Annotated in this window: 21 protein-coding genes; 2 read left to right on the top strand and 19 right to left on the bottom strand. The window is 34.9% G+C overall.

Going from position 1 to position 24,142, the window contains the following annotated elements; genetic code table 11:
• The 3 genes from DPQ89_RS13335 to DPQ89_RS13325 form a co-directional block, all read right to left on the bottom strand.
• Nucleotides 1-362: hypothetical protein (locus DPQ89_RS13335; RefSeq protein ID WP_164848403.1), on the bottom strand; the 362-nt coding region annotated here is incomplete at its 3' end.
• A gap of 503 nt (nucleotides 363-865) precedes the next feature.
• The gene (locus DPQ89_RS13330) at nucleotides 866-1,945 is read right to left on the bottom strand and encodes a hypothetical protein (RefSeq protein ID WP_127717519.1); all 1,080 of its coding nucleotides are present in this window, start codon (nucleotides 1,943-1,945) and stop codon (nucleotides 866-868) included.
• 224 nt (nucleotides 1,946-2,169) lie between these two features.
• Nucleotides 2,170-3,411 (bottom strand): aldo/keto reductase, encoded by a 1,242-nt coding sequence (locus DPQ89_RS13325; RefSeq protein WP_127717518.1) that lies wholly within the window; start codon nucleotides 3,409-3,411, stop codon nucleotides 2,170-2,172.
• 72 nt (nucleotides 3,412-3,483) lie between these two features.
• On the opposite strand from DPQ89_RS13325, the gene DPQ89_RS13320 reads away from it, so the two are divergent.
• Entirely contained in the window at nucleotides 3,484-4,242 is a 759-nt protein-coding gene (locus tag DPQ89_RS13320; RefSeq protein WP_164848402.1) for a glycerophosphodiester phosphodiesterase family protein, read from the top strand.
• Here the strand turns inward: DPQ89_RS13320 and DPQ89_RS13315 are convergent.
• The 15 genes from DPQ89_RS13315 to DPQ89_RS13245 form a co-directional block, all read right to left on the bottom strand.
• Nucleotides 4,239-6,293 (bottom strand): AarF/UbiB family protein, encoded by a 2,055-nt coding sequence (locus tag DPQ89_RS13315; RefSeq protein ID WP_127717516.1) that lies wholly within the window; start codon nucleotides 6,291-6,293, stop codon nucleotides 4,239-4,241. The two genes, DPQ89_RS13320 and DPQ89_RS13315, sit on opposite strands and share 4 nt — an antisense overlap.
• A 113-nt stretch (nucleotides 6,294-6,406) precedes the next feature.
• The gene (locus DPQ89_RS13310; RefSeq protein ID WP_127717515.1) at nucleotides 6,407-7,615 is read right to left on the bottom strand and encodes a hypothetical protein; all 1,209 of its coding nucleotides are present in this window, start codon (nucleotides 7,613-7,615) and stop codon (nucleotides 6,407-6,409) included.
• A 116-nt stretch (nucleotides 7,616-7,731) separates the two neighbouring features.
• Nucleotides 7,732-8,187 carry a YqaA family protein gene (locus DPQ89_RS13305; RefSeq protein ID WP_127717514.1) on the bottom strand — a complete coding sequence of 152 codons (456 nt, stop codon included), beginning with the start codon at nucleotides 8,185-8,187 and terminating at the stop codon, nucleotides 7,732-7,734.
• Nucleotides 8,133-8,870 (bottom strand): DUF3050 domain-containing protein, encoded by a 738-nt coding sequence (locus DPQ89_RS13300; RefSeq protein WP_127717513.1) that lies wholly within the window; start codon nucleotides 8,868-8,870, stop codon nucleotides 8,133-8,135. Before DPQ89_RS13300 ends, DPQ89_RS13305 begins: the two co-directional genes overlap by 55 nt.
• A 49-nt stretch (nucleotides 8,871-8,919) precedes the next feature.
• The gene (locus DPQ89_RS13295) at nucleotides 8,920-10,812 is read right to left on the bottom strand and encodes a hypothetical protein (RefSeq protein WP_127717512.1); all 1,893 of its coding nucleotides are present in this window, start codon (nucleotides 10,810-10,812) and stop codon (nucleotides 8,920-8,922) included.
• 130 nt (nucleotides 10,813-10,942) lie between these two features.
• Nucleotides 10,943-11,368, bottom strand: a complete 426-nt coding sequence (locus tag DPQ89_RS13290; protein WP_127717511.1) for a hypothetical protein — start codon at nucleotides 11,366-11,368, stop codon at nucleotides 10,943-10,945.
• Between the two features lie 74 nt (nucleotides 11,369-11,442).
• Nucleotides 11,443-11,979, bottom strand: a complete 537-nt coding sequence (locus DPQ89_RS13285; RefSeq protein ID WP_127717510.1) for a GNAT family N-acetyltransferase — start codon at nucleotides 11,977-11,979, stop codon at nucleotides 11,443-11,445.
• Nucleotides 11,980-11,999: 20 nt separating this feature from the next.
• Complete coding sequence (locus DPQ89_RS13280) at nucleotides 12,000-13,214, bottom strand: CCA tRNA nucleotidyltransferase (protein ID WP_127717509.1); 1,215 nt, start codon at nucleotides 13,212-13,214, stop codon at nucleotides 12,000-12,002.
• Entirely contained in the window at nucleotides 13,215-14,117 is a 903-nt protein-coding gene (locus tag DPQ89_RS13275) for a LysR family transcriptional regulator (RefSeq protein WP_127717508.1), read from the bottom strand.
• A 115-nt stretch (nucleotides 14,118-14,232) separates the two neighbouring features.
• Complete coding sequence (locus tag DPQ89_RS13270) at nucleotides 14,233-15,216, bottom strand: serine protease (RefSeq protein ID WP_127717507.1); 984 nt, start codon at nucleotides 15,214-15,216, stop codon at nucleotides 14,233-14,235.
• A 97-nt stretch (nucleotides 15,217-15,313) separates the two neighbouring features.
• Nucleotides 15,314-15,931, bottom strand: a complete 618-nt coding sequence (locus DPQ89_RS13265; protein ID WP_127717506.1) for a hypothetical protein — start codon at nucleotides 15,929-15,931, stop codon at nucleotides 15,314-15,316.
• A gap of 49 nt (nucleotides 15,932-15,980) precedes the next feature.
• Nucleotides 15,981-16,556: a YceI family protein gene (locus tag DPQ89_RS13260; RefSeq protein WP_127717505.1), complete on the bottom strand. Its 576-nt coding sequence runs from the start codon at nucleotides 16,554-16,556 to the stop codon at nucleotides 15,981-15,983.
• A 7-nt stretch (nucleotides 16,557-16,563) separates the two neighbouring features.
• Nucleotides 16,564-17,730, bottom strand: coding sequence for an NAD(P)/FAD-dependent oxidoreductase (locus DPQ89_RS13255; RefSeq protein WP_164848401.1), 1,167 nt, complete (start codon nucleotides 17,728-17,730; stop codon nucleotides 16,564-16,566).
• The gene (locus tag DPQ89_RS13250; RefSeq protein ID WP_127717503.1) at nucleotides 17,717-19,729 is read right to left on the bottom strand and encodes a hypothetical protein; all 2,013 of its coding nucleotides are present in this window, start codon (nucleotides 19,727-19,729) and stop codon (nucleotides 17,717-17,719) included. The genes DPQ89_RS13255 and DPQ89_RS13250 overlap by 14 nt, the downstream gene beginning before the upstream one ends.
• Nucleotides 19,726-20,787 carry a type III polyketide synthase gene (locus tag DPQ89_RS13245; RefSeq protein WP_206611172.1) on the bottom strand — a complete coding sequence of 354 codons (1,062 nt, stop codon included), beginning with the start codon at nucleotides 20,785-20,787 and terminating at the stop codon, nucleotides 19,726-19,728. The genes DPQ89_RS13250 and DPQ89_RS13245 overlap by 4 nt, the downstream gene beginning before the upstream one ends.
• 136 nt (nucleotides 20,788-20,923) lie before the next feature.
• Here DPQ89_RS13245 and DPQ89_RS13240 point away from each other — a divergent pair, with 136 nt between their 5' ends.
• Nucleotides 20,924-21,436, top strand: coding sequence for a LuxR C-terminal-related transcriptional regulator (locus DPQ89_RS13240; RefSeq protein WP_127717502.1), 513 nt, complete (start codon nucleotides 20,924-20,926; stop codon nucleotides 21,434-21,436).
• Here DPQ89_RS13240 and DPQ89_RS13235 read toward each other — a convergent pair.
• Nucleotides 21,431-23,941, bottom strand: a complete 2,511-nt coding sequence (locus tag DPQ89_RS13235) for a hypothetical protein (protein ID WP_127717501.1) — start codon at nucleotides 23,939-23,941, stop codon at nucleotides 21,431-21,433. The genes DPQ89_RS13240 and DPQ89_RS13235 overlap by 6 nt on opposite strands.
• Between the last annotated feature and the right edge of the window lie 201 nt (nucleotides 23,942-24,142).

The raw sequence follows: 24,142 nt of genomic DNA, 5'->3' as shown, positions 1-24,142 counted from the left end.
ACATCTCCATCTCCGAGATAACCAGGAAGGACGACATCCTCAAGCAAAATATTATAATTATCAGCAAGAATATTTTTTGTGTAACAAACCTTCTTGCCTTCAATGTAAAGACCCTCTTTATTTAGTTTTCCGATTGGTGATCCATTAAGTTCTTTATTCTTGTAAAACTCAATCAAAGGAAATTTGAATTTGTAGTTCTCTTTCAGAACTTTTTCATCTTCAGCATCTCTATCGTCATGATAGTCCAAAATTAAGCTATACTTTCTTGGATCGATATTGAAGTCAGCGAATGGGTCTGATGAAGCGAAACACTTTGTGCTAAAACTTAGAACTAAAAGGATAAAGTTAATTTTAAGATTCATTATATATTTCCCAGTAATGACGAATATAATTATTAGATTTAAAAGTACTTAGCTAATTATAGGTTGTATCTGGATGTAATCAAAATGATTTTATTGAATTCTTTTAAGTAGAATGTAGAGAAGATAAATACAGATAAGAAATTAAGAGTATAAGTTCTTATCTTTCAAGAAATCTTAAATAACTAAGCTAAAATTATAAATCTGAGAGTACTTTTTTAATTTCCTGATTACCTTTAGAATAAGCATTTACTACTCTTTGAAGATCATCACGAAGAAAAAAGTACAATGCTAAATGGTTTGAGCTAAGTCAAAAAATCATGCATTTATTTTTATTATTTCACGGACAAAGTTATTGAAGTAGATAAAGGTGGAGTTAACCACTACCCAGGAAATTATCAGTACTACTTAGATAAGAAAAGTGGGGCCCTCTTATAGGGCCTGGCCATTATTTCAGATGAAGCTTGTTAGCTCTTTAGATTTAGCCGAAATTCAAGAAATAGTTATTAAAAATCGTCCCATGTTCCTTCATATTCGAATCGAGGAATCATAAACCTTGAATTAACATTAAAAATTGTTATCTTATCAGAAAAACCTACTTTGAAGAATTCATCGTACTTAACATTGCCATTATCCAAATTCTTCAATATAAAAAGTTCATTCATATCTTCTTTCCATAGATTTATTTCTATAATGTCCTTCTTTCCTTTAGTTTTATTCTTATATCTACCTACATAAATATTCATATTCTCAAAGTCAAAATGCTTTATAATCTGAAATTTTCCATATTTCTTAATTAAGCTCTCTTTATATTCCTTAGCGCCATATCTATCCATCCAGTCAAGATTAGATAGAGAAAAGTAATCCTCTAGTCCGTATCGTTGCTCAAAAGTCTCACCACTTTCCTTAGGTTTAAAACGATCTCTACGATTTTTTAAATATTCAGCAAATTTAGACTCAATATGCTTAGCAAGCTTTACTGGATCAACACCATAGTGATCCATCGCCCTCAATGGAGGTCTATGTAAATGCTGAAAGCTTAAATTCTTTGCAGAAAAATAGGCAACTCCATCTCCAAGACGTATTTTAGCCAGTTTAGTTTTTTCATCGTAATCCTCTAAAACTAGTGCTGTCATAAGTTCTAAATCAGCATCCTGCCAATATTCTAAAAAAGAGCATCTCTTCGCCTTGAAACTTTCTCCATCAAGAGAGTAAACTCCCGCAGTTATCGTATCTCCAGAGTATGAGGGAGGTACAACATCCTCGATCAAAATATTGTAACTATCATTCAATATATTCTTAGTGTAGCAAACTTTCTTTCCTCCGATGAAGAGCCCTTCTTTATTTAGTTTTCCAATCACAGATCCACTAAGTGCCTTATTTGCATAGAACTCAACAAGAGGAAATTTAAATTTGTAGTTCTTTCTAAGTTTTTTATCTACTTCGTTATCACGGTCATCATAGTAATTGAAAACTAAACTATATTGTCTCGGGTCAATATCGAAGTCAGCAAATGGCGCGAATGAAGCCAAACACTTTGCACCAAAACATAGAAGCAAAAGGATAAAGTTAATTTTAAGATTCATTATATATTTCCCAGTAATGACGAAAATAATTATTAGATTTAAAAGTGCTTAACTAATTATAGGTTGTATCTGGATGTAATCAAAATGATTTTATTGAATTCTTTAAAGTAGAATATTGAGAAGATAAAATACAGAAAAGAAATTAAGAGTATAAGTTCTTATCTTTCAAGAAATCTTAAATAACAAAGCTAAAATTAGAAATGGAGAATTCCTAATGAAGCGCTCTAAAAAAAGCGCTTCATCTGATCTACATAAACCTTTTCTTTCATTCCAACTAAGACATATTCAATAGGATAGCTTAGATACTTATCTATCAATTTTACTTGAATTGGATCTGCACCCTCTGCAATAAGTCCTGCACTAATGGCCTGAGTTTCAAAGTCTTTAGCAACATCACTCATATTCTTTCTAGAGATACTCATGGAAATATCAAAGAGATTATAAAAAGGCGTGCTCTCCTGTGCGGTTAAATCAGCTCCCCAAATACGGGCAACCATCGGAAAAAAGTGCGCAAAGTAAACCTGCTCTACCGCATCAGGGGTTCTCATAGAATCCCACATGTCGTTGAATTGCTTAATTAGAGGAAGATCGTAAATGGTTTCATCAGGCTCTTGCTCTTTTAATTTCTTATCTAAAATCATCATTGCTGTGACAAAGGCCTTCTGCCCTTCTTCGGCACTATAGCTTGTATGAGTCTCACCATAACTAGCAAGGCGAATGAGTTGATCATCTTTAAAAGCATTAAGAGGTCTATTGGTCATAACCTTAAGCCCTAAACCATCAGCCTTATTAAGCAAGCTTAATCCATCATACCAATTTTCTAGAGCATCAATTTCAATCATATTGAAGGGAAATTGAATATACTTAAAGTTGTGTTCACTTTTTATATTGGTTGCTGCCTCATAAACCTTATCAATATGAGTAATCTTAGGATCACTTGGATTTAAGATAAAGTTATTGGAACTAATGCCATAGCTTCCGATATGACCTTCTTCTACAAGGGTCTCTAATTCGCGAAAGGCCAACTCAATTCTTCGATAATACTCTTCTTGAGTTGCTCCCTCTTCGTAGAAGTAATACTCAGGATTATGTAGCAAGTAGATATCTATCTTCTCTACATCAAGCCTCTCAAGGCTTAGGGAGATTTGATTGCGTATAAAGTCAGGATGAATAGAATGCCAAAGATTTTCATTAATTTTAACGAGATCTTCAGTTGCTTGGCCCACTTGGTTGAGTTGCTCAATGATATTGAGGTTCTCGCCTTGAATATAGCCCACTTTAGAGACCAGAATTGGACAAAATTTAGCTTCTTTTAAAACCTTTCCTATTAATTTCTCACTTTCTCCGTTAGTATAATTACTAGAAGTATCAACTAAAGGACATCCTTCATTAATAGCATGTAAGAGAGCGTCATAGTGAGCTTTAGACTGAGTCGAGACTCTATAGGCACCAAAACCTACTGGCATATATTTCCTCCGGCCAAATTTAGTCAACAAATTTTACATGAACACACCGATATGTCGTCTAAGGAGACATTCATGAAATTTCTATTGATCTTGATTCTATCATCATTTTCCATATCTTTATATGCTAAACCTAAGTGTATTGCTCACAGAGGATTTAGTGCAGAATTTCCAGAAAATTCTTCTCTATCTATTGCTGCTGCAGTTGAGATGGGGGCCGAAGGAGTTGAGTTCGATATACAACACACAAAAGATGGTGTTGCGATTTTAATGCACGACGAAACGTTAGAGCGCACAGCAGAATCAAAGCAAGGTATGAACTGTCCCCTGCTTAGCCCAATCGCAGAGCTTGAATACCAAGAAATTCAAAATAATTGTCAATTAATCGGAAATGGAGAAATTCCAAGACTGGCCGATACCCTTGAGTACCTAGAAGATAAAGACCTCTACTCATTCATTGAATTTAAAGATGTTCCAAATGATAGAACCCTTGATCTTATTGAGGAGTTTAATTCTCAAAAGCCACAGCTTGTACGATTAATTTCTTTTAAATCTAAGGCCCTTAAGAAGGCCAATAAGAGATCAAAGACAAGTGCATTTTGGAATGATATTAAAATCATGAGAGTCTATAAATGGCTGCCAATTTCATTTTCTAAATACGGTATTGATATTTACTATAAAACTCGTTTCATGGCGTGGATTCCTAATTTCTTTGGAAAGGAAGTTGGTGTCTGGACTGTTGATAGTAAGAAAGACTTAAAGAAAATGCTTAAAAGAAGAATCGCCTTTATTACCACCAATAGAGTTGATACTTGTTTAAGTTTAAAGAACTAATCAAAGAAGCTTCTAATTCCATTACGACAAGAGAAACTTGCATAATTAGAAGCTATTGATAGAACTTCTTTTCTTGTTAGTGGAAAGCTATATCCAGATCTAAAATACTCAGATTTTACTTTATTAATCATTAAATCTTCTATGACATTATCAGCAAATTCAGCATCACCAGTTAGGTCAGCTAATTGCTCCACCATCGTTCCACCTCTTGCAAGTGTACCTAATTTATCACTTACCAGATGTCCTTCTTTTAATGCCCAAAGAATCCACTCCGAAGGTTCTTCAAAGTCATCTATACGGGCCTTAATAACCTGAGTGAGGGCCTTATGCTTTGCTCTTATATTCTCATTACCATCAATAGCTAATAAACCTCTTGCAATGAGCTTAGGATTCTTAAGCTCTGCTCCGGCCCCGATAAAAACAAATGATCTTCTCGTATTTAAATCAAGGGTCTCACTCATTCCAAAATCAAAGAGAGTGACTTCAACTTTATTTCCTCTTTTTAAATGAACAGTAAAGTTTCCTTGATGAAGGTCTGAATGAATAAATCCCGAATCTAGCAATGCTTCTTCAAACCATGCTGAAATGATTCCTCTAGCAACGGCCTTCTTCTTACCAAGATCTTCAATTTCAGAATACTTCTTACCAAAGGTTACAAATTCTTGCAGATGCAACTTCGTCTTCTTTCCTCTCTTAGGAGGATAAACAGCTGGTACATTTATTTTAAAGTCATAACTAGTTCCATCAATCATTACTTTATTAGAACGTGAGTAGACTTTCTTAGCTAATTGCTGCTTTTTAATTGCTTCAGGAATATCTAACTCTGAGTTCAAAAACTCTCCAATACTATCAACTAATTTTCTGGCCGTTGGCATAAATCCAGAGTCTAACTCTCCTGTTCTACCCATCTCTTCAACAAAGCTTCTAAGTACTTTTATATCATTCTGTGCACTTTGTTCAATCTCAGGTTTTAAGAATCTAAGAGCGATGGTTTTTTCTCTAGAACCATTAACCATTGTCGCTTTATTAACTTGGGCCATTGTTCCAGTACCAAGGGCATTTTTTGAAATGTCTTTAATGACATAGCCACCTTTATCTTTTTTAACTAGCTCTTCAATTAGGTAATGAGGAACTTCCTTACCTGCGTCTTCTAGAACCTCAATCACTTCCGAGAGTGCTCCTCCAATGGCGGGATCTTTTCCCAGTTGTTGTAATGTCTTCCCCAGTCCAGGACCTGAGTTCATAAACATAACACCAATCATTTCCAAACGTGTTGGCTCTCTTTTAAACATCATCGTGTCGTTGAAGATATTTTTAATTGTGTCCATTCCTACATTAGAATAATAGTAATCTAAGAACTTGGTGAGAAACTTCTTTGCTTCTGGGTCATCAAAGGCCAATTGTCCAGACTCAGCGAGCTCGGTTCCAACATTTTGAATTTTTCTTAGATAGGTATCTAACTTTTCTTCAAACTTACTCATAACAAGAAGAGTTGTTTCTCTATCTGAGTTTGCGTGTTGCAAAGATTTTAAAAACTCTCTTGCTTCTTCGTCTACAGGTACACCAAAGTCACCACCAAAGTTTATAGTATCTAAATTAACTTGAGAAAACGCATACAGAGATGCATCCATAACCTCAGTTGAGAAAAATCTCTCCTGAGACTCAACTTGCTTGATCATATAATTTACTTCACTTTGTAGCGTCCAACTTGGAGGATGCGAGAACTCATAAAAAGAACTTCCCCCAAGGGCCTCAGTTTTGATATTTTCACTTAATTTTGTAGACTCAGACTTTACGTACTCTCTAGCAGTGTTAAAGATAGCGACTTTTTCATCATCACTTTTATAACTAGCATGAAGTAAGAACTTCGCTGCATTAAGTTTTACAATCTCTACTTCGCTCTTTCTATCAATAGAGAGGTTTTCCCATGCTTGTCTGGAAAGGTTTGCAGCAATCTGAGCATTATTAGCAGGTACCCGTAGATTAGAAACAGAACTACAAGAAGTAATAAAAAGGGAAATAGCAAATAGGATAATCTTTAAGATATACATGCTACTTTATCGGCGCCATTGTCTGACAACTTTAGTCCGGCATATAAGGTAGATAACTATATGAATTTAAAGAAAGAAAAAAAGAAAAGGCCCTCATTTGAGGGCCTCTAATATTATTCAAGGATTAGTGATTGATCAAATGGATTCATATACTGAACTTTAAGGTCTTGCATCATCTCTTGATTTCCAGCAATCTCAAAGTGAGCAAATAGCGCTCCTTCAGTAATTTTTTGTTTTTCATAGAATGACTTCATATATTTTGAAGCTAAGTCTTTTATGAAATTTGGTAGAGGAATAAAACTTACTCCTAGACCTGCTAACTGAAGTACCATTCTCTTTCTAGCAATTTTATTAGGGCTATTTACGATATAAGCTACCGCAGGCTTAGAGTTAAACATTGCTTCGCTATCGATTAGGTTAATAATTTGATTCTCACCATTATCGACAACTTCTTGGAAAGCATAGTTAAGTCTCTTATCCATTGAAGAGTATCTATATCTATTAGATCTAAGTTTTGCCGTAGCACCTCTAAATCCAGTATAGAACTTATTTGTTCCGTACTTAGACCAGTTACCAGCGGCTGCATCAGATTCCCATTTTGCATACCATGGTATGTGAGCTTCATAAATTGAAGAAAAGACCTGATCCGCTTCTTCTTTAGTTAGTCCTAGTTCTGACTCAGGGTACATTTCTAGGTAATGTAAGAGCATATTTTGATGATAAAGTCTTCTTTCCGAAACCATTCTCTCTACTTCAACTAAAACATAGCTTGCAGTATTTAATAGAGGAACAGTACTTAGTCTCTTCTTAGCAAAATCTAGGGCCCACTTTACAGCTTGGTAAGTTACATGTCTTTTATAGAAGAATCTTGAATTATCAGGCTTAGCGATAATAGTTGGATCGATATAAGAGATAGCATCACCTAGCTTCTTTTCGTACTGAGCAATTACCTCTTTAAACTCTGGTGAATTAAATATTCCGTCGATATCTAAACTTTCAAGTTGTCTCATTGAGTTCACAACGTAACCAATATTTTGAGAAGACTTGTCACCTTTTTCCATAAACTCTGGAGCCAGCATCTCTTCGATCATTGCATCGTAATCACCTTTTTGCTTCATCAGAGCTTGCTCTGTTTGTAAGCTTTCTTTGATGAATTCAATATAAGGCTTAATTGAAAATTGCGTAAAGAGTGTAGGTTCTTTAATTGAAACTACCTTTCCTTCTTCGTTTCTTACTACTTTAAATCTTTTTTCAAATGTCTGAACCGCAAAAACTTGCGTCGAAAAAAGCATGGCCACAAATAGGCATGAAATCCTTCTCATCTCTAATCCTCCTGAAATAAAATGAATGAATATAATTAATTCTAAGCGATAGAAGAATTTCAAACTAGAGGATTATGCTGTAAGTAAGAAAAGAACAGATTGCCCGAGCTTATTACTCAGACGAAATAAATGATGACCAGATAGCGTAGAAATTTACCCAAGAACATAAATAAGCTAAAAGAAATTACTGGAGAGCGCATGAAACCATAGCTCACAGCGATTGGATCACCAATAATTGGTAACCAACAAAATAGTGCAGGCCAGCCTCTTAATCGCTCAAGCTTTGCTTTATACTTCTCAATTGTATTTATTTTTATTTTGAAATACTTAGAAAGCCAATCCCACTTTCCAAGAAGCCCTAAGTAATAACAAGTGAGGCCCCCTAGAAAATTCCCAACACTTGCTACTGCTAAGAGTAAAATAGGATCTTCATTAGAGCTAGATAAGTAGGCCAGATGAACTTCTGAACTGATAGGAATAATCGTTGCTGCTAGAAAACTAGAAAAGAAAAGAGCGATCATACTCGTTTTTGGTATTCTAAACTTTCTATTTGCTCTAAGACACCATCCCACAATTCATTTCTAAGCTGTAGAGACTTTAAACCAACTTCTAAGGCCTCATTCATCTTCACAGAATCACCTTCACAAAGTTCAATTAAACACTTCTGGGCCAACTCAGAGTGCTCGTCTCCATCTAATTCGATATGTCTGTCGATATAGTATAAGAGCTTTGGACAATTATTTAAGTGAGAACGAATCCCAGTAAACATATCAGGAATAAGCTTCTCTCTACCGTAGAAAAAGGCAGCAGCTGTTTTGTGAGGACTATCACCAAGTGCTAACTCTAAGTTAAATGAAACGAATTTCTTTATATGTGGTGCCAGGGTGTCTAACTTTAAGTTAGACAAGAAGTTCTCAATTACAGTTGTATCGGCACCAAGCTCTCTCATAGCGTCAAGGTAGAGTGTGAAGTGATCACATGCTTGCCCATCCAAGTCTAGATCACTCTCCTCACCTAAAACTATTTCATTGATCATTCTAACCAGTGACTTAGAGTACTTTGAAGGAGACCAAGGAAGCTCTACACAAGTGATTTCACGCTGTAGAGACTTAAGTAAGGACATAAAATCCCATACCGCAAAGATATGGGTCTCCATAAATACTTCTAAATTTTTTGGTGTATTAATCTTTCTATAAACAGGGTGATTAGAAAGTTTAGAGTGATAGGTTTCAAGTTGATCTGATAAATTTTGCATAGCTCAAAATAGCAAAATTTTACTTAAAGGTACATAAGAATCAGTTTAACTATTTCTTAATTTTTCGTGAAAATGACATAGTATCTGTGTCACGTTCTGCAGAAGACTCATTTAATTGTTCAACAGCTTCATCGGGAGTTTTCTTTGCAACACCTAGAATTTCGTCATGCTTCGTCTTATTCAAGTTTTGAAATTCTTCTAATTCTTTTTCTCTCTTTTCATTAAGATCAGCAAAGAATGTGTCATTAACATATCTTCTAAGCTCAGTCTTTTGATTCTCACCAAGTGAGTGAATGAGCGCCTTATAGATATTTCTAGCTCCATCTTTAACAGATATTTTCCCGTCTACTGGAATAATCGTTATTGAACACTTTACTGGTCTTTCAATTCGATAAGTACTTGCACTTAATTCATCAACGGTAGCAAAGGTTAAATCTGTTTCAGAAATCGAAACAAGTTCAATTGGGTGTCGACAATTAACATAACTCAATGGATCTGACTTATTTACGTAGTATCTTTTCTCTTCAAAGCTTTCTCTAGTTAATCGACCATACTTAGCAGGATCTTCTTTTCTTAGAGCGAGAATTTTCTGATCGACTTTCTCATTATACTTTTCAGTTTGTTTCTTTTCAAAGAGCTCGGCCATTTTGAGAATGAAGTTTAAATCCATTGCTCCATCGTGGCACATGATGAGCGGATATTCGTAAGTATCTTGCAAGGCCTTTGAAGAATAGTTCGGACAATTAAAAACGATGATAAAAGGAGTGTAATTCTCAGTTGCTCTAACTCTTTTAACAAGTCTGCCAACTTGGTTTAGCGAGTTCGTTTCTCTGTCTTTAAACTCTTCACTTAAGGCCTCTTTTTCTATTTCAGTAAGATCAGGATTTTTCATGCTATCTAGAAAACTCTTACTGATGAAATTCATCGCAATGATGTGAGGAAAGATTCTTTTTAGAACACGTATATTTTCGGTAAGAATAGTCTCAAGACGAATTGTATACGGGTACTGATCAAGAGAATCTGGAATCGTTCTTAGAAAATTCATCTCCTTATCAATGATAAGAATTTTTGTTTTCTTAGGCTTAGAAAAAGTTAATTTATCTTGTACCCAAGCATTATGCTTTTTCTTACAAACACGTAACTGATTATTATAATCTTCAATTCTAGTCGCTTTAGCGCGTTCAATTTGTTTTAATAAATTATCACGGGCCTTTGGGTCTTCAATCCCCATGGCCTTATCAACTTCATCATTACTAAATTCGGGCTCATCAACGAATGTGAAACCAAGATTATACGAATACTCAAAATCATAGTACAAATCATTATTTGAAACTTCATTAACGGTGAATGTTTTAGATGGAATAATATCTTTTGGTAAAGAAGAAATGAGTTCAATAAAGTCTCCCTTCTTTTGAGGGAAATCACCTTCAGCATGAATATAATCAGGAGTAATATAACCAATTCTAAAGTCATTTATTAAATCAATTTCAATTGGCTTTTTAAACTTGCCTCTGGCAAATGTTGGCTTCTTTACTTTATCTGGCTGACCTAAGAGCATCGGATGATAGACAACGTCATGAATCTCACCACACTTAATATGAGTTAAATTAACTCCTGAGGCCCAGCACTCTTTCAAACTTGAAGTATCATCAATGAGACCAACAACAGGAATATCGTTAAAGCTTGAGAGTCGATTAAGTTGTCGAGATAATTTCAAAAGTGATTTTGTATCTGCTGAAAAATCGATATAAATTATAATAGGTTCTATTTCGATAAACTGAGTCAACAAAGAGAGATGTCCGTCACTTCCATAGGAGATCATCTTCATTGTATAATCTAAATGAGAGTAGTTCTTTTTAAATCTTTGGCAAAGAGTATCGAAATACCCCTTGTCCTTTCCGCAATAAATTACAACTTGCTCATTCTTCTTAGTGGAGTTCATATAACCTCATAAATAAAATTATAGGACTAAAACGGATTTAGAACAAGTAAGACCAATTAAATGTCATGATAAAACAATAGCTTAGAGTTTTAGTCTAGTGATTCATTCAAATATTAAGCTAAACTTAAGCTTAAATATCAAAGTCATCATAGGTTTGAGAAAAGAACTCATCATTTTCTTTAGTGAAGTACTTTCTCACAAAGTACTGGCCCGAACGAATTGTAGAAATAAAGTTATATTCTTCTAACCTTCTTAGAGCGTGATAAATATCTTCGAGGTGAAGGCCTAAGTTATTGGCCATTTCAGTGTGACTCATCAGTGGAGAAATTCCATGTGTCTTATATAGGTTTGGTCTACACCAAACTTTTCTGTATAAATACATGATGACCATAATTTCAACTCGAGAGAGTTTAAAACTCTGTAGAATTTCATCAAAGAATAAATCTGGAATTTCTGAGACGGAAGGCGTGAAATTTTGGGAATCACTAAGCTTAGATGACGTTTCTTTGCCATCTTTTGATCTGTGATCAGCTAGAATTGAATGCAAATCGACCATAATAGTACCTCTATTAAGCTCCCTACCTAAAGTCATTGTTGCATATTTGGATTTTTTTTGCCACCTTTTTTTATTTAGGCATTAATTTCCTTTCCTAATAGAAGGAGCTCAAAAGATTTAAAGGGCCTTAAGACTTCACATGTAAATCCTAAGGCCCTGTAAAAACCAAGATTATCGGCATCAGTAGACGTTATAAGGTGAACACCATTGATCGAGCTCTCACTCAATTCTCTAGTATAATGCTCAACTAAGCGTCTTCCAATTCCTCTACCTTGATGGTGGGGGGAACAGTTAATATGGAAATGAGCAGGAAATTTTTCAAAGCAATCTTCAAAAATCTCGGGACCAGGAATGATAAAATTCTCTAAGGCCTCTTTAGAATTGAGATGTCCTGACAAGTAGCCTAGAACTTCTCTACCATCCATGGCCAAGTAGAAGTGATTCTTTTCTAATTTTAAATAATCACCGCACCACTTATTAAAGAAGGATTCTCTGTGCTCATCGTCTCTAAAGTTTTTAAGTGAAGAGCATTCAAAGAAGATAGTCTTCACTTGCGATAAGATATCCTCAATTTGTGCTTGTTCAATTTTTTCAAAGGAGACAATTTCCATGAATTAAAGCATATCAAATATTATTGATTATTTCTCAGGTGACAATATATTCCTAGCCTTGATCTTAATTTATGATTTACTGTCACTTTTAGCTGCTCAAATTCTTTGGCACCTCTAAGTTCAGAATTCATCACGACAATTAAATCAGCAGGAATTCTTTGAAGAATTTTATCACTAAAAAGGTGAGCTACACCTACAAGCTTTGAGAGTTTTTCAAGATCTTCAGAGTCATTAATGATAGTATGCTCAGAATTCTCACACTGTACCTTTAGTTTTTCTCTATCAATCTTAGAACAATCAACAATTGAGATCATGCTCTGAGATAAACTCTTCTTCAAACTAAAAGCGCGACCTAGCTCCATGACTTCAATTGGGCCTAAAAAAGAGCAACATTCAAACAAGAGTTCATCTAAATCAGAAACTTGTAAATCATTTGATAAGGGACAACTAATTAGTAGGCTTGCCCAATGAGGTAATTTAACTGCGAACTTTCTAACGGTGAAATCCATCTCTTTGATAAGAGAAACGAGTCCTATCTTACGACCCTCTTGCAAGAAGTAGTGAACAGATAACTTCTCTAACTCAAAGTAGACAATTTCTGATTTAAGATCATCACTGAAACTTAGTCCGAGCAAAACCTTAAAACGTAATGCCCTAATGTAGCGAACAGGATCATTATAGAAGTTCTCCCCTACTGGCCTTAGCGTCTTCTTTTGTAAATCCTCATAACCAGAAAAAGGATCGATCAATTCAAACTCATCACTAGCACCAGTTACGCCAAACTTAATACCGATTGCATTTATAGTGAAGTCTCTGCGTTTAAATGATTCTTCATAACTTAAATTAGATTGAAAATGAGCAGTGAAGTCCGAATGGCCCAAGACCTTCAACGATGAGTCGAACTGTTCTGTTCTAGCAGAAGATAACTCTACCTCATGTCCATCCACTCGAATACGTAAAATACTAAACTTCAGCTCTTCTACATCATAGTTATATATTTCACTGAGACGCTTTCCAAGCCTGGAGATTTTAGATAACCACTGTTTATTTGAAAATTCAAATTTGTGCCTGATTTCAAAATCAAGGTCTTTAGATATGGTACCATCAATTAGATAGTCCCGAACAGCACCGCCAACAAGGGTTAGCCCAAAGCCTTCTCTTGAGATAACGAGAAAGAGTTGATTAAGCTCATCACTAAAGTTCTTATCAAATCTTTCTAATTTAACTGCTTTCATTTAACTGAGAGGGTTTTCACAACCGACAAGCATATCAAGAGTTGTCTTAACTCTTAAGAGCTCTTCAGAATCTTTATGGTAAACAATGAAGAATTTTCCATTACTAACTTCATACTTCTCACCTAGAGTATTAACTTTGTCTTTGAAGTAAGATCTATTTAAAACATGCTTAGGAACAACGGCCATTCCCATTCCCTGCTGAACTGCCTGAAGCATATTTCCATGTGAGTTTATTGTGTAACGAATATTTAACTTCTTAGGATATTTTCCAAATGTTTCTCTACACCACTTCTGTAAGAGGTGATCTTCTTGTTCAAAGAGAATAGTAGGAATTGTAGAGAGGTCTTCAATTGTTAAGTTCTCTGGATCAATATCAAACTTAGCATCCATAGGATATACAACCGTTGAGAGCTCTTCACTTAAGAACACCTTTTCACCAATACTTGGTAGAGACTCTTCAGGTAAAATAAGAAAGTCTAAACGATAATTTTCAAATGCTCTTACTAGGTCTTCTTGAAAACCAAGAGTTATCTGAACAGTAAGATCATCCCACTTCTTTGCATACTCTAACATTTCATGAGCAAGCCAAGACTTACCAACTCCTGTTAGGGTTCCAATTCTAACTCTTCCAGACATATTCTCTTTGTCGTGTTGAATTTCTTCTAATGTATCCCCCAGACTTCCTAAGAAATTAGAGGCCAGTTGAAAAAGCTTCTCTCCTTCAGGAGTAAGAACAACTTTCTTACCAGATCTTTTAAAGAGTTTTACTTCAATTTTATTTTCAAGATTCTTGATTGATTGAGAAATTGCAGATTGAGTAACGCTTAAATCTTCTGCTGCTTTAGAAAAACTCTTTGCTCTTGCAACTGCCACTAGTGTCTGTAACTGAGAAGTCTCAATCATATGAATCCCTTATAATTAGTTTAAGATTATAAGGTATAACTTATAAGTGCAATTAGTTCAAGCTATTTTGTAAACTAAATGAATTTTGAGGTAGTTTTTATACTTTAGTGTAGAGCTAGTCTAAGCTATTTGACTTAAAATAATCTTGCAAGAACTTTAATCTCGTAATCTTATAAATTCCTTCTTTTTTTCCATCCTCTCTTCTAGAGACAGTACAGTCACCATTCATTTCTAGATCATCTGCACCATGAACTAAGATTCCCTCGACGAGGCCTGTTTTAGCATCAACTACCGGTGAACCTGAGTTACCTCCATAGGTATCTAGGTTGGCCTTAAAAGTTTTACCAAATACAGCGCGAACTCTAGCATTATCTGCAATCTTCAGAGGTAGCCCTAGTGGGTGACCAATTACAGCAACACTTGTTCCCTTTTCAATTCTCCCTTCAGTTCTAAACTTTAGAGGAGCACCAGTTGTCACTTCTCGATCAAGCTTAATTAGAGCGTAATCAGTTGTTCCTAGAATAGGAATTGATACTTGTTCTTGGGCCAGTATTTTTTCACAGCTATAAACATTCTCAGAAGGAATCTTCTTAACTCCCTCTTGAAAGTCAAAGACCCACTTAAAGCCTGAGCAGTCAAAATTATTAACCATACAGTGACCAGCAGTTACAAGTAAGTCCTTACCTACAAGAAAGCCTGTACAAGACATAAGTACTGGCTGGTCTAAGAATCTCTCAGTAGAGCAAGCATTAATTCTCTGTTGAAGATTATCAACTTCATACTCATAAGATGTAATATCTCGGTTTGAATCTGGGGCATCAAGAACGAGGCGAGAATCAAAAGGAATTCCAAGTTCCATATAGAGCTGCCTTAATTCACGAATAGCTGAACTAAGCTGCTCATTAGAGCTATCTGCAACTGCATAGAGATCATTTTGATTAACTCGTCCTGCTACAGATTTAGAAAGGTTGCGTAGCACTTCACTAGGATGATTGCGAACTTCTCTTCTATCGTCACTACCATAGAGCACCTTCAGTTTGGCGGCACTATTTAAAGAGATAGCTAAGCTGAATGTCATGACTAAGAGTGAAATCTTCATGGTTTTCCTAGGAATATTTATAATGAGAACATTATATAGTTCCTAGAAAAGATATCTACCTGTTAAGTAATTTTTACTGAGATGTAACTTATTAAAATTACTTTAAATTATACTTTGTCCCAAAGAATAATACTTTAGAGCCACGCTCTGAGCTAATTCTCTTACCTGATTGATCTCTAAAGCGAGCATTTACATGCCCCTTATTCCTAATTGAGAGTTTAACGAGCTCTATTTCTATATACTCGCTATCCCCTTTCAGCTCTCTATCAGATAGATCTAGTGTGATAGAATCTTCACTATAGTTAGTTCCTGGTATTAAACAATCAAAACCAAGTTGACCACTAAATGGATTTCTAAAGGAGACATACTTCTTACAAGTTCTATGTCTTTCATCAAAAGTAATTGTAAATTTCTTTGGTGAATCTTTCGTACGCTTGATAACAATTCTATTGTCGTCTTTACCTTTTACAAACATTCTCTTTTCAAGCTTAATCTCGTCGGAATTGATCTCTACCGCACTTGAAATATCTGTATCTTTCATACAGTCTTGGCAATTATAATTAATTGAATTATTAGGACCATGCTTTGCATCTTCTAAAATTTCAACTTGTTCTATGACCTTTTCAATTTCCTTGAATTCCTTATTTGCCTCATCAGCAAAAGAATAATTTAGATTAATTAAAGTAAAGATAGTGATAAGTGTATAAAATTTCATAATTCTCCCTCATCTACCTATCGGGTTGAAAAAAGAGAACCTTAAGTAGTTATTTTCTTATACTCATGCTTAGTGAAAACTCTAAATCTACTCGATCTCGTACTGTTGCAATCCAAATAGAAGGATCTGGAATCCCTAGTTCTTTCAAAGACACTGAGGCCACGCCATTTAGATTTAATTCACCATTCTTAAATACAGAATTGATTCTAAGGACAATAGGAAACCATTTTCCTCGGGCTTGAATCTGTGCCAAGACTTCACCTGAACTATTAAGCTGAAAGTCACTCTTTAATCTAATTACTATCCTTGGAAACTTTTCAAGCTCAAAACACATCTGCTTCATCTTCTCGTTTCGAGCACCATTGTCTGTATCTAACTCACTTACCTCTACAAAAATAGTGACATCCTTCATCTGCTCATTATCAAGCGAGTAATCTACGCTAAATTTCTTAGCAACACCCTTGAATGAAGTTGTGATAAGTCCTGCCTTTGTAGACTCCATATTGAAGATAATACGGCTCGAAGCATTTTCAGACTCCTCATAAGTCTTATAAGAAAACATCTCAATTTGGGCCAAGCTTGAAATTGAAATGAGTAAAGTGATAAGTGAAAATAAATATTTCATATAAACCTCAAAAAATTATTTTTAATAAACCAGTTAGTGGTTTGTAAACATTTCCAATTATACCAATGAAAGCGTTAGAGCGCTTTGAGCTATTTTTAAGTAGTGAGCCAATAACTTCGACTAAAGCTTCTCTTCTAATTAACCATTGAAAAATATTATTTATAACCTTCTTTTGCCTAAAGAAAGAACGATACTTCTGCCGATATAAATTCAAGGCAACTGTAGAGTTACTAAGAGAATATTGACTATCAACGATTGAATCGGCCAAGTTCACAGAACTCCAGATCGCATTAAAGATCCCCTCTCCTGTCAATGGGTCTAAGAATCCAGCAGCATCGCCAATGAGCGCGCACTGATGAGAAATAACATCACTTACCTTATGAGTGACAGGAAACACTGTATAAACTTTAGAAATGTTTTCATATGGGCCTAAAGAAACTTTTAATTGTTCACTCTTATTTAAAAAGTGCATAAGAACATTCTTAGCATTTTTGAACTCTTTAATTTTCTGAGAATCACAAACAAGAGAGATATTCACTTCATCACTATTAATAGGATCAATTCCAATATATGATCCATCACTAAATAAATGCATCTGTCCTTTGCGTGCAAGTTTATTTTCTCCCTTCAACCAACAATGAATTGCGATCCTACTCGACTTCTCTTTGCTTGAAAGCTTCATTTTCTTAGCAACTAAGGAACGACGCCCATCAGCTCCAACTAATAACCTACTTCTAAAAGTCTCACCGTCAGATTTGACAATAGTCCAAAATGAACCATTGAAGTGTATATCTGTAATCATTGAGCTAAATCTAAACTCTGTTCCACTGGCAGCAGACTTGTCTACCAGGGCCTGATCAAATACTTTTCTGTTTAAGGAAACCCCTTTTTCATTAAAGTTCTTAGTTTCAGGAAAAAGTGACTTTACAGCAATTCCTTTTGGAGTATAGATATCCATTCCTAAAACAGGATTAAATTTTTTTAATATTTCACCTAGACCAATCTCTTTTAAAAGTTTAACTCCTAAAGGACAGAGGTACTCCCCACAGACTTTGCGAGTCACTTCACTGCGCCCCTCAAAGACAATAGTACTTAGTCTATTTTTAGAAAGCTTCCAAGAAAGAATAGACCCAGCAGGACCTGCTCCAATAATGGCTACATCATAAATTTTCATGAGCATCTCCAAAGAGGAAAGTGTTTTTTAAGAACAATGTCGGTAATACAAAGAGATCAAAGATCAATCCAAGAAAAATAATAATAGAAAGGTTTATTCCAAACTCTCTAATTGGTAAAAAATCATAAAGAGAAAATAGACTAAAGCAAAAGCATAACAATACTGAACTCGTAATAATTGGTCGAACCGTTGCAAAGTAATAATCATGAAAATTCATTTGTCGATTCATTAGAGAGTGATAAATATGAAATGAACTATCTACAACAATTCCCAGTCCAATACTATAAGTCATCACAGTCGCAATATTGAGAGAAAGACCAAAGATTGGAAATAGGCAAAGACTAATTCCAACCGGAAAGATATTTACTAATAAAAAGGATAGAAAAATATTTATTTTCTTAAAGACGATAAGAACGATAATACTCATACAAATCAAAGAGGTGAAAAAGCTCGCTGCAAGAGTGTGAATCATTTCTTTTTGAGAAGTCATTAAATTATAAAAGAGTCCATTAAAACTAAATGCTCTCCCCTCTAATTTATCTTCTATTACCTTTAGCGTTTTCATGAAATCATCAACATCGGATGTTTTTCCAATAATTGTAATTCTATAACTCTTCTCAAGAAGGTTTTCACTAATCTGTGCCGGCACTTTAGAATTTAGAGCAAGAAAGCTAAATTTATTATCCGAGATGGTATTATTACCAGTATATAGTGAATTAATTTCTCTTATAGAGTTTAGTTGAGAGTGAATTCTTATCGATTTATCTTCTAGAATTTCTTTTTCTAAGTTAGATATTAAAACTAACTCTGAGAACACCAATCCTTCACTCTTATCTAAAATAATATCTACAAGTGGAACTCCTCCACTCAAATTTTGAGATAAAGATAAATTCTCTTTAACTTGATTATCACCTAAGAAGTAATTAGTTGCATCTGTGACTATTTTAATATTACGTATTCCATAACTTCCACCTATTAGAGAAAATAAAAAAATTATCGCAATAACCTTTTTCGGGAATGTTCTTCTTGGATAGATTGAATAAATACTAGACTTACGTGATATAGAAAATGTGAAGTACTGCTCAAGAAGTAGAGGCCAGGCAACAGAGATAATTGAGCTTAACCCAATAAGAAGACCACAGAGAACTCCAAAGTGCCTGATCACTTCAATTTCGCTAACAACTAAAGAAGTAAACCCAATAAATGTGGTTACTACCATCAAGAAGATTGGTCGTTTTTTTAAATTAATGGCCTTACGAAAGCTATGAAATCCCTCACTTGTGTAGTAGAGGTGCAATGAAATTGAAAGCCCTATTATAAAAGTGATTAGTGGAACTATAGAAGTAACCATATTCATGTCTAGAAAGAAGAGCTTAATAGAAGCAAGAGACAAAAGACTTGAGTACAAAGGAGCAAAGAAGAGAATTACAGCATTCTTTAATTTTCTAGTAACAAAGAAAAGAATAAGAAAAGAAAAAACAAAGACTAGTGGAAAGATTCTATCTTGCACGGTTCTAGAAGCAATATCTAGTAAGTTATTAATATGTCCGTGCCCCACAACCCTAAACTCTCCATCAAGTCGAGCTAAAATCTTCTTTTCAACATCGAGCTTAAGTTCATCAGTTAAAATAAGCATTCCCATAGAGCTTTCCCAAATAAGGGAACCTTTTCTAAAATTTCCATCTTCAATAGATTTGTAAAACTTCTTACGGTCTAAGTACAACTCATGTGGAAGAATCACATCACAACTTCCATCACAAATTCCTGCTACTTCGAAGGCAACTTTCTCCAGTTCTAAGTATTTTTCGACTGTAGGTTTGCCTAACTTAAAGGCGATCAACTTAGAACGAATCGGAAATTGATTTTTATAGTTATCTAGAGAAATCTTATCCGCATCTGTTAAGAATAGAGATTCTGGATTTCTTTGTTTAATGTCTCTTGCAAAGTAAGCAAGAGAAATAAAACTTAAAACAATGGAAAGTATTAAAGTCTTTCTCACTCATTTTCCCATTTAAGAATTAAACTCTGGGCCATAAACCCGGGTCCAAATGCAAGCATATAGCCCATATCTCCAGTTTTAATATCTCTTGCGGTATTTACTCTATCAAAGATATGTAAAATTGTTGCGCTCGACATATTACCGTGATTATTAAGAACCCACTTTGATTCGCTAATATCTTTGCCATAATCGCTGATATAATCTTGAACCATATTGATAATTTTCTTGCCACCTGGATGAAACATATAGTGTTGGATATCATCAATCTGAAGACCATTTCTTTTTAAAAAAGGTAAGAAGATACTTTCGAAATGACCTTCAATAGCATTAGGTACTTCTTTATCTAAAACAATTTTAAGACCACTATTTACAAGATTAAACCCCATTAGATGTGTTCCTCCGTGAAAGTGGTACATATCCGTATCTACGATATGAGCACCTCTACCTTCTCCACCTTTAAGTATCGCACAAGCAAAGCCGTCAGAGAAAATTGCTGTACTCACAAGGTTTTCAGCGGAAAAGTCATCTCTTTGAAATGTTATGCTTGGTATTTCCATAGTTAAGAGAACAGCTGTTTTATCTGGGTTTGCTTTTAGAAAATCATTCGCATAAATAAGACCTGCAGTACCTCCAGCGCAGCCCATTTCTGTAACAGGTAGTCGCACTACGTCTTTTCTAAGTCCTAGCTCATTCACTAAATAGGCATCAACAGAAGGAATCATAAACCCAGTACAACTTGTCGTAATAATATAGTCGATTTCTTTTGGATCTATCCCCGAGCTAGATATAGCATTGGACAAAAGTTCAACACCGTACTTAACCATCTCTTCTTTATAAATATTATTCTTCTGCTCAAAGCTTAATTCGCCAAATGCAATATCCAATGGAACGACTGCATTTCTCACATCAATTTGTGATCCTTTGAAAATTTTAAGGGCCTTTCTTCTTGTTAGCTCATCTGCTTTTAACAACCAACTATTACAGGCCGCTTCTACAATTTCATCAGTAGTATATGAAAACTTAGGTTTAAGCGTTTCCATGTGAATTATTCTTGTCACTAATTACCTCCAGGTGATAAGTTAATTGTCGGGCCTTAATCAATATTTAACAATTAGACCTAAGTCCTAGAATGAGCTATATTATTGAAAAGCTTTGAATTGTAAGCGTAATTATAACCTAAGTCCTAGAAGAATAATGTTAAACATAAGTGAACGAAAGCTATTAACTCTGATATTTTTGATACTCATCGTCGTCTTAGGACTAGATATTGTTGATGACTTAAATGAGGGAGCATCTCTATCTCATGTCGTTAAAGAAGTCTTAGTCATGGTTCTTGGTACATTAGGAGTGTTAGTCTTATGGAACAAATATTTAAAGGCCAAAAGTAAGGTTCGAGATATTCAAGTAAATATTGAGAAACTAAAAGAAGACCTCAGTCATTATAAAGAAGAAACCCAGCACTTAAGTCAAGGAATTGGTCAAAAGATAAATGATCAGCTTGAGCGATGGTCTTTAACTAAGTCTGAAAAGGATATCGCTCTATTACTTCTAAAAGGACTATCAGTCAGGGAAATATCTGAGATACGTTCGAGTTCTGAGAAAACAATTAAACAACACTGTTCTAATCTTTACCAAAAAGCAAATATTAAAGGTCGTTCTGAACTTTCAGCATTTTTCTTAGAAGATATTCTAGTTTTAGACCTATAGACTCTTTAACTCGTCGACGAGTTCGCGGTACTTCTGTTGTGTCAGATTAAACATTCTTCCATCACTATCAACTATAGTCACCGTTATCATCGCAGTACTTGCTACGGCCGTAGGATAAACCACTCCAACAGTAACAGGAGTAAGAACGGCCCAGCCATATTCTGTAACAGCAAATGTCTTCCACTGCTCATCAGAAAATCCAGCTTTACTAGGGTCAAGGGACTCTTCAAGGGATTTGATTGTACTATGCTTTGGTTTTCCATACTTACTGGTTAAGTCATTAGCAAGTTGCTTAATCGTTATTTTATCAAACGCACTTCCCATTCCTTTAGGCATTGAAAGAACGCCGGCCTCATCTAATGCAACACGAGCATCATGGGTACAGGCCTTTGAAAACCCTCCCTTCTTTGCCACATCATGAATCATCTCAACTTGCTTAGGAGAAATATCTAAAACATAATGACTACCTGGGACCACTTTATCTAGACTGTCAAAAGAGTCTGCATTCTTGCTTTTACTAAGCATCTTTTCATTAACTCTCCTAGGCAATAACCAAGAAGTTCCATCGTAAGAAAAGGCCTTCATTACTTTTTGTCCATTTTCATCTACAACTTCTTTGAAGTACCTTAGCGTGATATGTCCCCTACCAGAGTTAAACTCAACAACAACAGACTTTCCTTGCTTATCTTTAGGAATCATATCTGAAAGTCTTAACACTTCGTGCTCATTTAAAAATACTTCTAAGTCAGTACAGGTTTTATTATAGACAGTTGCAATTTTTTTATTCAAACACTTCTTATGCATACTTGTGAGTCTATCTCTATTGCTTTCAACAAAAGAAGAACAATTCTTTTTATTATATCTTCCACAACCAGTAACCTTAAGATCAATCTCCAGAGATTCGAAACTCTCTTTAACCTCTTTAACCTGAGGATCCTTTCTGAGGTGAGCAAGCTCTCTTTCAGTTTGCTTTGCTGCCTGAGACATCTTAACTCCTTTAGCTGCAATTGCAGGAACAAAGGGAAGAGCATCAATTGAAGTCAATAGGGCCGCTGTCACACAACCTCGAATATTTGAAGTTCTAATATACTCGGCCGACTTAACCCCAGTAGGACAAATATTTTCTTGCTTAGAATCGCCAATCTTCTCCATGCCATTTAGCTCTTCATCACACTTATCAATAGCTTCATAAGCTCCTTTTCCTAGAAAGGCAGTGTCGACACCAAGTGTTCCTACTTTAGTTGCAGTCATGGCCATCTTTCCCAACTGTCCAGCTCTTAGCACAAGTCCTGCCCCACCTGTTAAGACGGTTAGTCCTACATTAAGTGAAGTGTTTAGAGCAAAGTCATTAAATTCATTTTTTAAGTTTCGTGTTCTATCAATACATTCTGGTAATTGATAGAGCTCCTCTCTTGCTAATTGCTTTAGTCTCGAGTTTGGATTTGCAATTTCATCTCTAGAAAATGCCATAGCACTCGATTGATAAGGAATACTAGCAAGGTCTTCTTCAAAGTCATCACACTGTCCACTATCACCATAAAGAATACAGTCATTCATTCTAATATTTCTTCTTAGTTTCTCATTTAATATTTTCTTATTTTCAAGAAATTGCTGCTTAACTTTACTAAGTAAATCACTCTTCGTTGGCTTTATTCGATCATCAATAATATCGTCATCAATATAGTCAGAAAGTATATTTCCGTGCAAGATAGGATTTTCGGCCTTAATAAATTCGACCATAGATTTTAATTCGTTAATTTTTTTGTTCTTAATCTGCGCGTAACCTCTTCCTGAATAATTTCTTCTAACTTCTTTAATCTTTAAAGCAATGGCATAGATTGGCTCTATAGCATTGGTAAAAATATCATCACTTAGATTATTCACTCCCCCTTGGGCCTGACACTTATTGGCCTCTATGGAGCGACAGTAACTGCTATCGTGAGGCATATTAAATTCATCACAAGGAAGATCTTTCTTTATCTCAGTTCCAAGTATCGAGTTAATATTTGCAATTTCTTGCGAGAGCTGATGAGTATTATCTTTAATCTTGTTAAGATAATTATAGCTCATTGAGACGATTGCTTTTTTCTGAATACTAACCTCTTCTTCACTCTTGTCACGTCGATCAAAGCATTCATTAATTTTTCCTGTAAAATAATTTTCCGTAATCCCCAGATCGCGCCCCTGAGTTTTAGAGAATTTCTCCTCAAGCTCTTTTACAGAAATATACTTTGAAGAAGGTATAGTTCGTTTACATGAATCCCAAGGGGAATCAGAAATCATTTGAAAAAATAAACCAGTGTTAGTGTCTATGCGAAACTGACCTACCATATATGGACACTCACTTGACTCTTTTAACTCTGCACCACAAGTATATCTAAAAGTAGTATTAACTTGCTCAAGGGATCTCTTTGCAAGATTAACAATATCCTTATCTTCAATAGCAAAGGAGCTAGCATTGAAAACGAGAAGAGTTAATATGAGGATGTCTTTAATATACTTCATAGATATATTATCCTATCGGCTAGAATTATTTAGTACTTGAATCTATTACTCAAAGAAATTCTTGAGTAATTTCTACAATTTAGATCATTTTATAACGTAAAAAACCAAGAGAATAACTGTCTCAAGTTATAGGCATAGAAAGTGTTTAATATTTAAACATACTCTAAAATTAATGCTCAACTTGCATACAGTTTTCAAAAT

The organism is Halobacteriovorax sp. HLS, assembly GCF_004006665.1.
Lineage (GTDB): Bacteria > Bdellovibrionota > Bacteriovoracia > Bacteriovoracales > Bacteriovoracaceae > Halobacteriovorax.
Note: the sequence above shows the minus strand (reverse complement) of the source record. Positions and strands in the feature narration are given on the sequence as shown.

Bases quoted from the DNA above. Each gene is read 5' to 3' on its own strand.
- DPQ89_RS13310 (WP_127717515.1), bottom strand. From the start codon at position 7,615: ATGAGAAGGATTTCATGCCTATTTGTGGCCATGCTTTTTTCGACGCAA.
- DPQ89_RS13295 (WP_127717512.1), bottom strand. From the start codon at position 10,812: ATGAACTCCACTAAGAAGAATGAGCAAGTTGTAATTTATTGCGGAAAG.
- DPQ89_RS13300 (WP_127717513.1), bottom strand. From the start codon at position 8,870: ATGCAAAATTTATCAGATCAACTTGAAACCTATCACTCTAAACTTTCT.
- DPQ89_RS13280 (WP_127717509.1), bottom strand. From the start codon at position 13,214: ATGAAAGCAGTTAAATTAGAAAGATTTGATAAGAACTTTAGTGATGAG.
- DPQ89_RS13290 (WP_127717511.1), bottom strand. From the start codon at position 11,368: ATGGTCGATTTGCATTCAATTCTAGCTGATCACAGATCAAAAGATGGC.
- DPQ89_RS13260 (WP_127717505.1), bottom strand. From the start codon at position 16,556: ATGAAATATTTATTTTCACTTATCACTTTACTCATTTCAATTTCAAGC.
- DPQ89_RS13270 (WP_127717507.1), bottom strand. From the start codon at position 15,216: ATGAAGATTTCACTCTTAGTCATGACATTCAGCTTAGCTATCTCTTTA.
- DPQ89_RS13315 (WP_127717516.1), bottom strand. From the start codon at position 6,293: ATGTATATCTTAAAGATTATCCTATTTGCTATTTCCCTTTTTATTACT.
- DPQ89_RS13235 (WP_127717501.1), bottom strand. From the start codon at position 23,941: ATGAAGTATATTAAAGACATCCTCATATTAACTCTTCTCGTTTTCAAT.
- DPQ89_RS13320 (WP_164848402.1), top strand. From the start codon at position 3,484: ATGAAATTTCTATTGATCTTGATTCTATCATCATTTTCCATATCTTTA.
- DPQ89_RS13240 (WP_127717502.1), top strand. From the start codon at position 20,924: ATGTTAAACATAAGTGAACGAAAGCTATTAACTCTGATATTTTTGATA.
- DPQ89_RS13255 (WP_164848401.1), bottom strand. From the start codon at position 17,730: ATGAAAATTTATGATGTAGCCATTATTGGAGCAGGTCCTGCTGGGTCT.
- DPQ89_RS13325 (WP_127717518.1), bottom strand. From the start codon at position 3,411: ATGCCAGTAGGTTTTGGTGCCTATAGAGTCTCGACTCAGTCTAAAGCT.
- DPQ89_RS13265 (WP_127717506.1), bottom strand. From the start codon at position 15,931: ATGAAATTTTATACACTTATCACTATCTTTACTTTAATTAATCTAAAT.
- DPQ89_RS13285 (WP_127717510.1), bottom strand. From the start codon at position 11,979: ATGGAAATTGTCTCCTTTGAAAAAATTGAACAAGCACAAATTGAGGAT.
- DPQ89_RS13275 (WP_127717508.1), bottom strand. From the start codon at position 14,117: ATGATTGAGACTTCTCAGTTACAGACACTAGTGGCAGTTGCAAGAGCA.
- DPQ89_RS13330 (WP_127717519.1), bottom strand. From the start codon at position 1,945: ATGAATCTTAAAATTAACTTTATCCTTTTGCTTCTATGTTTTGGTGCA.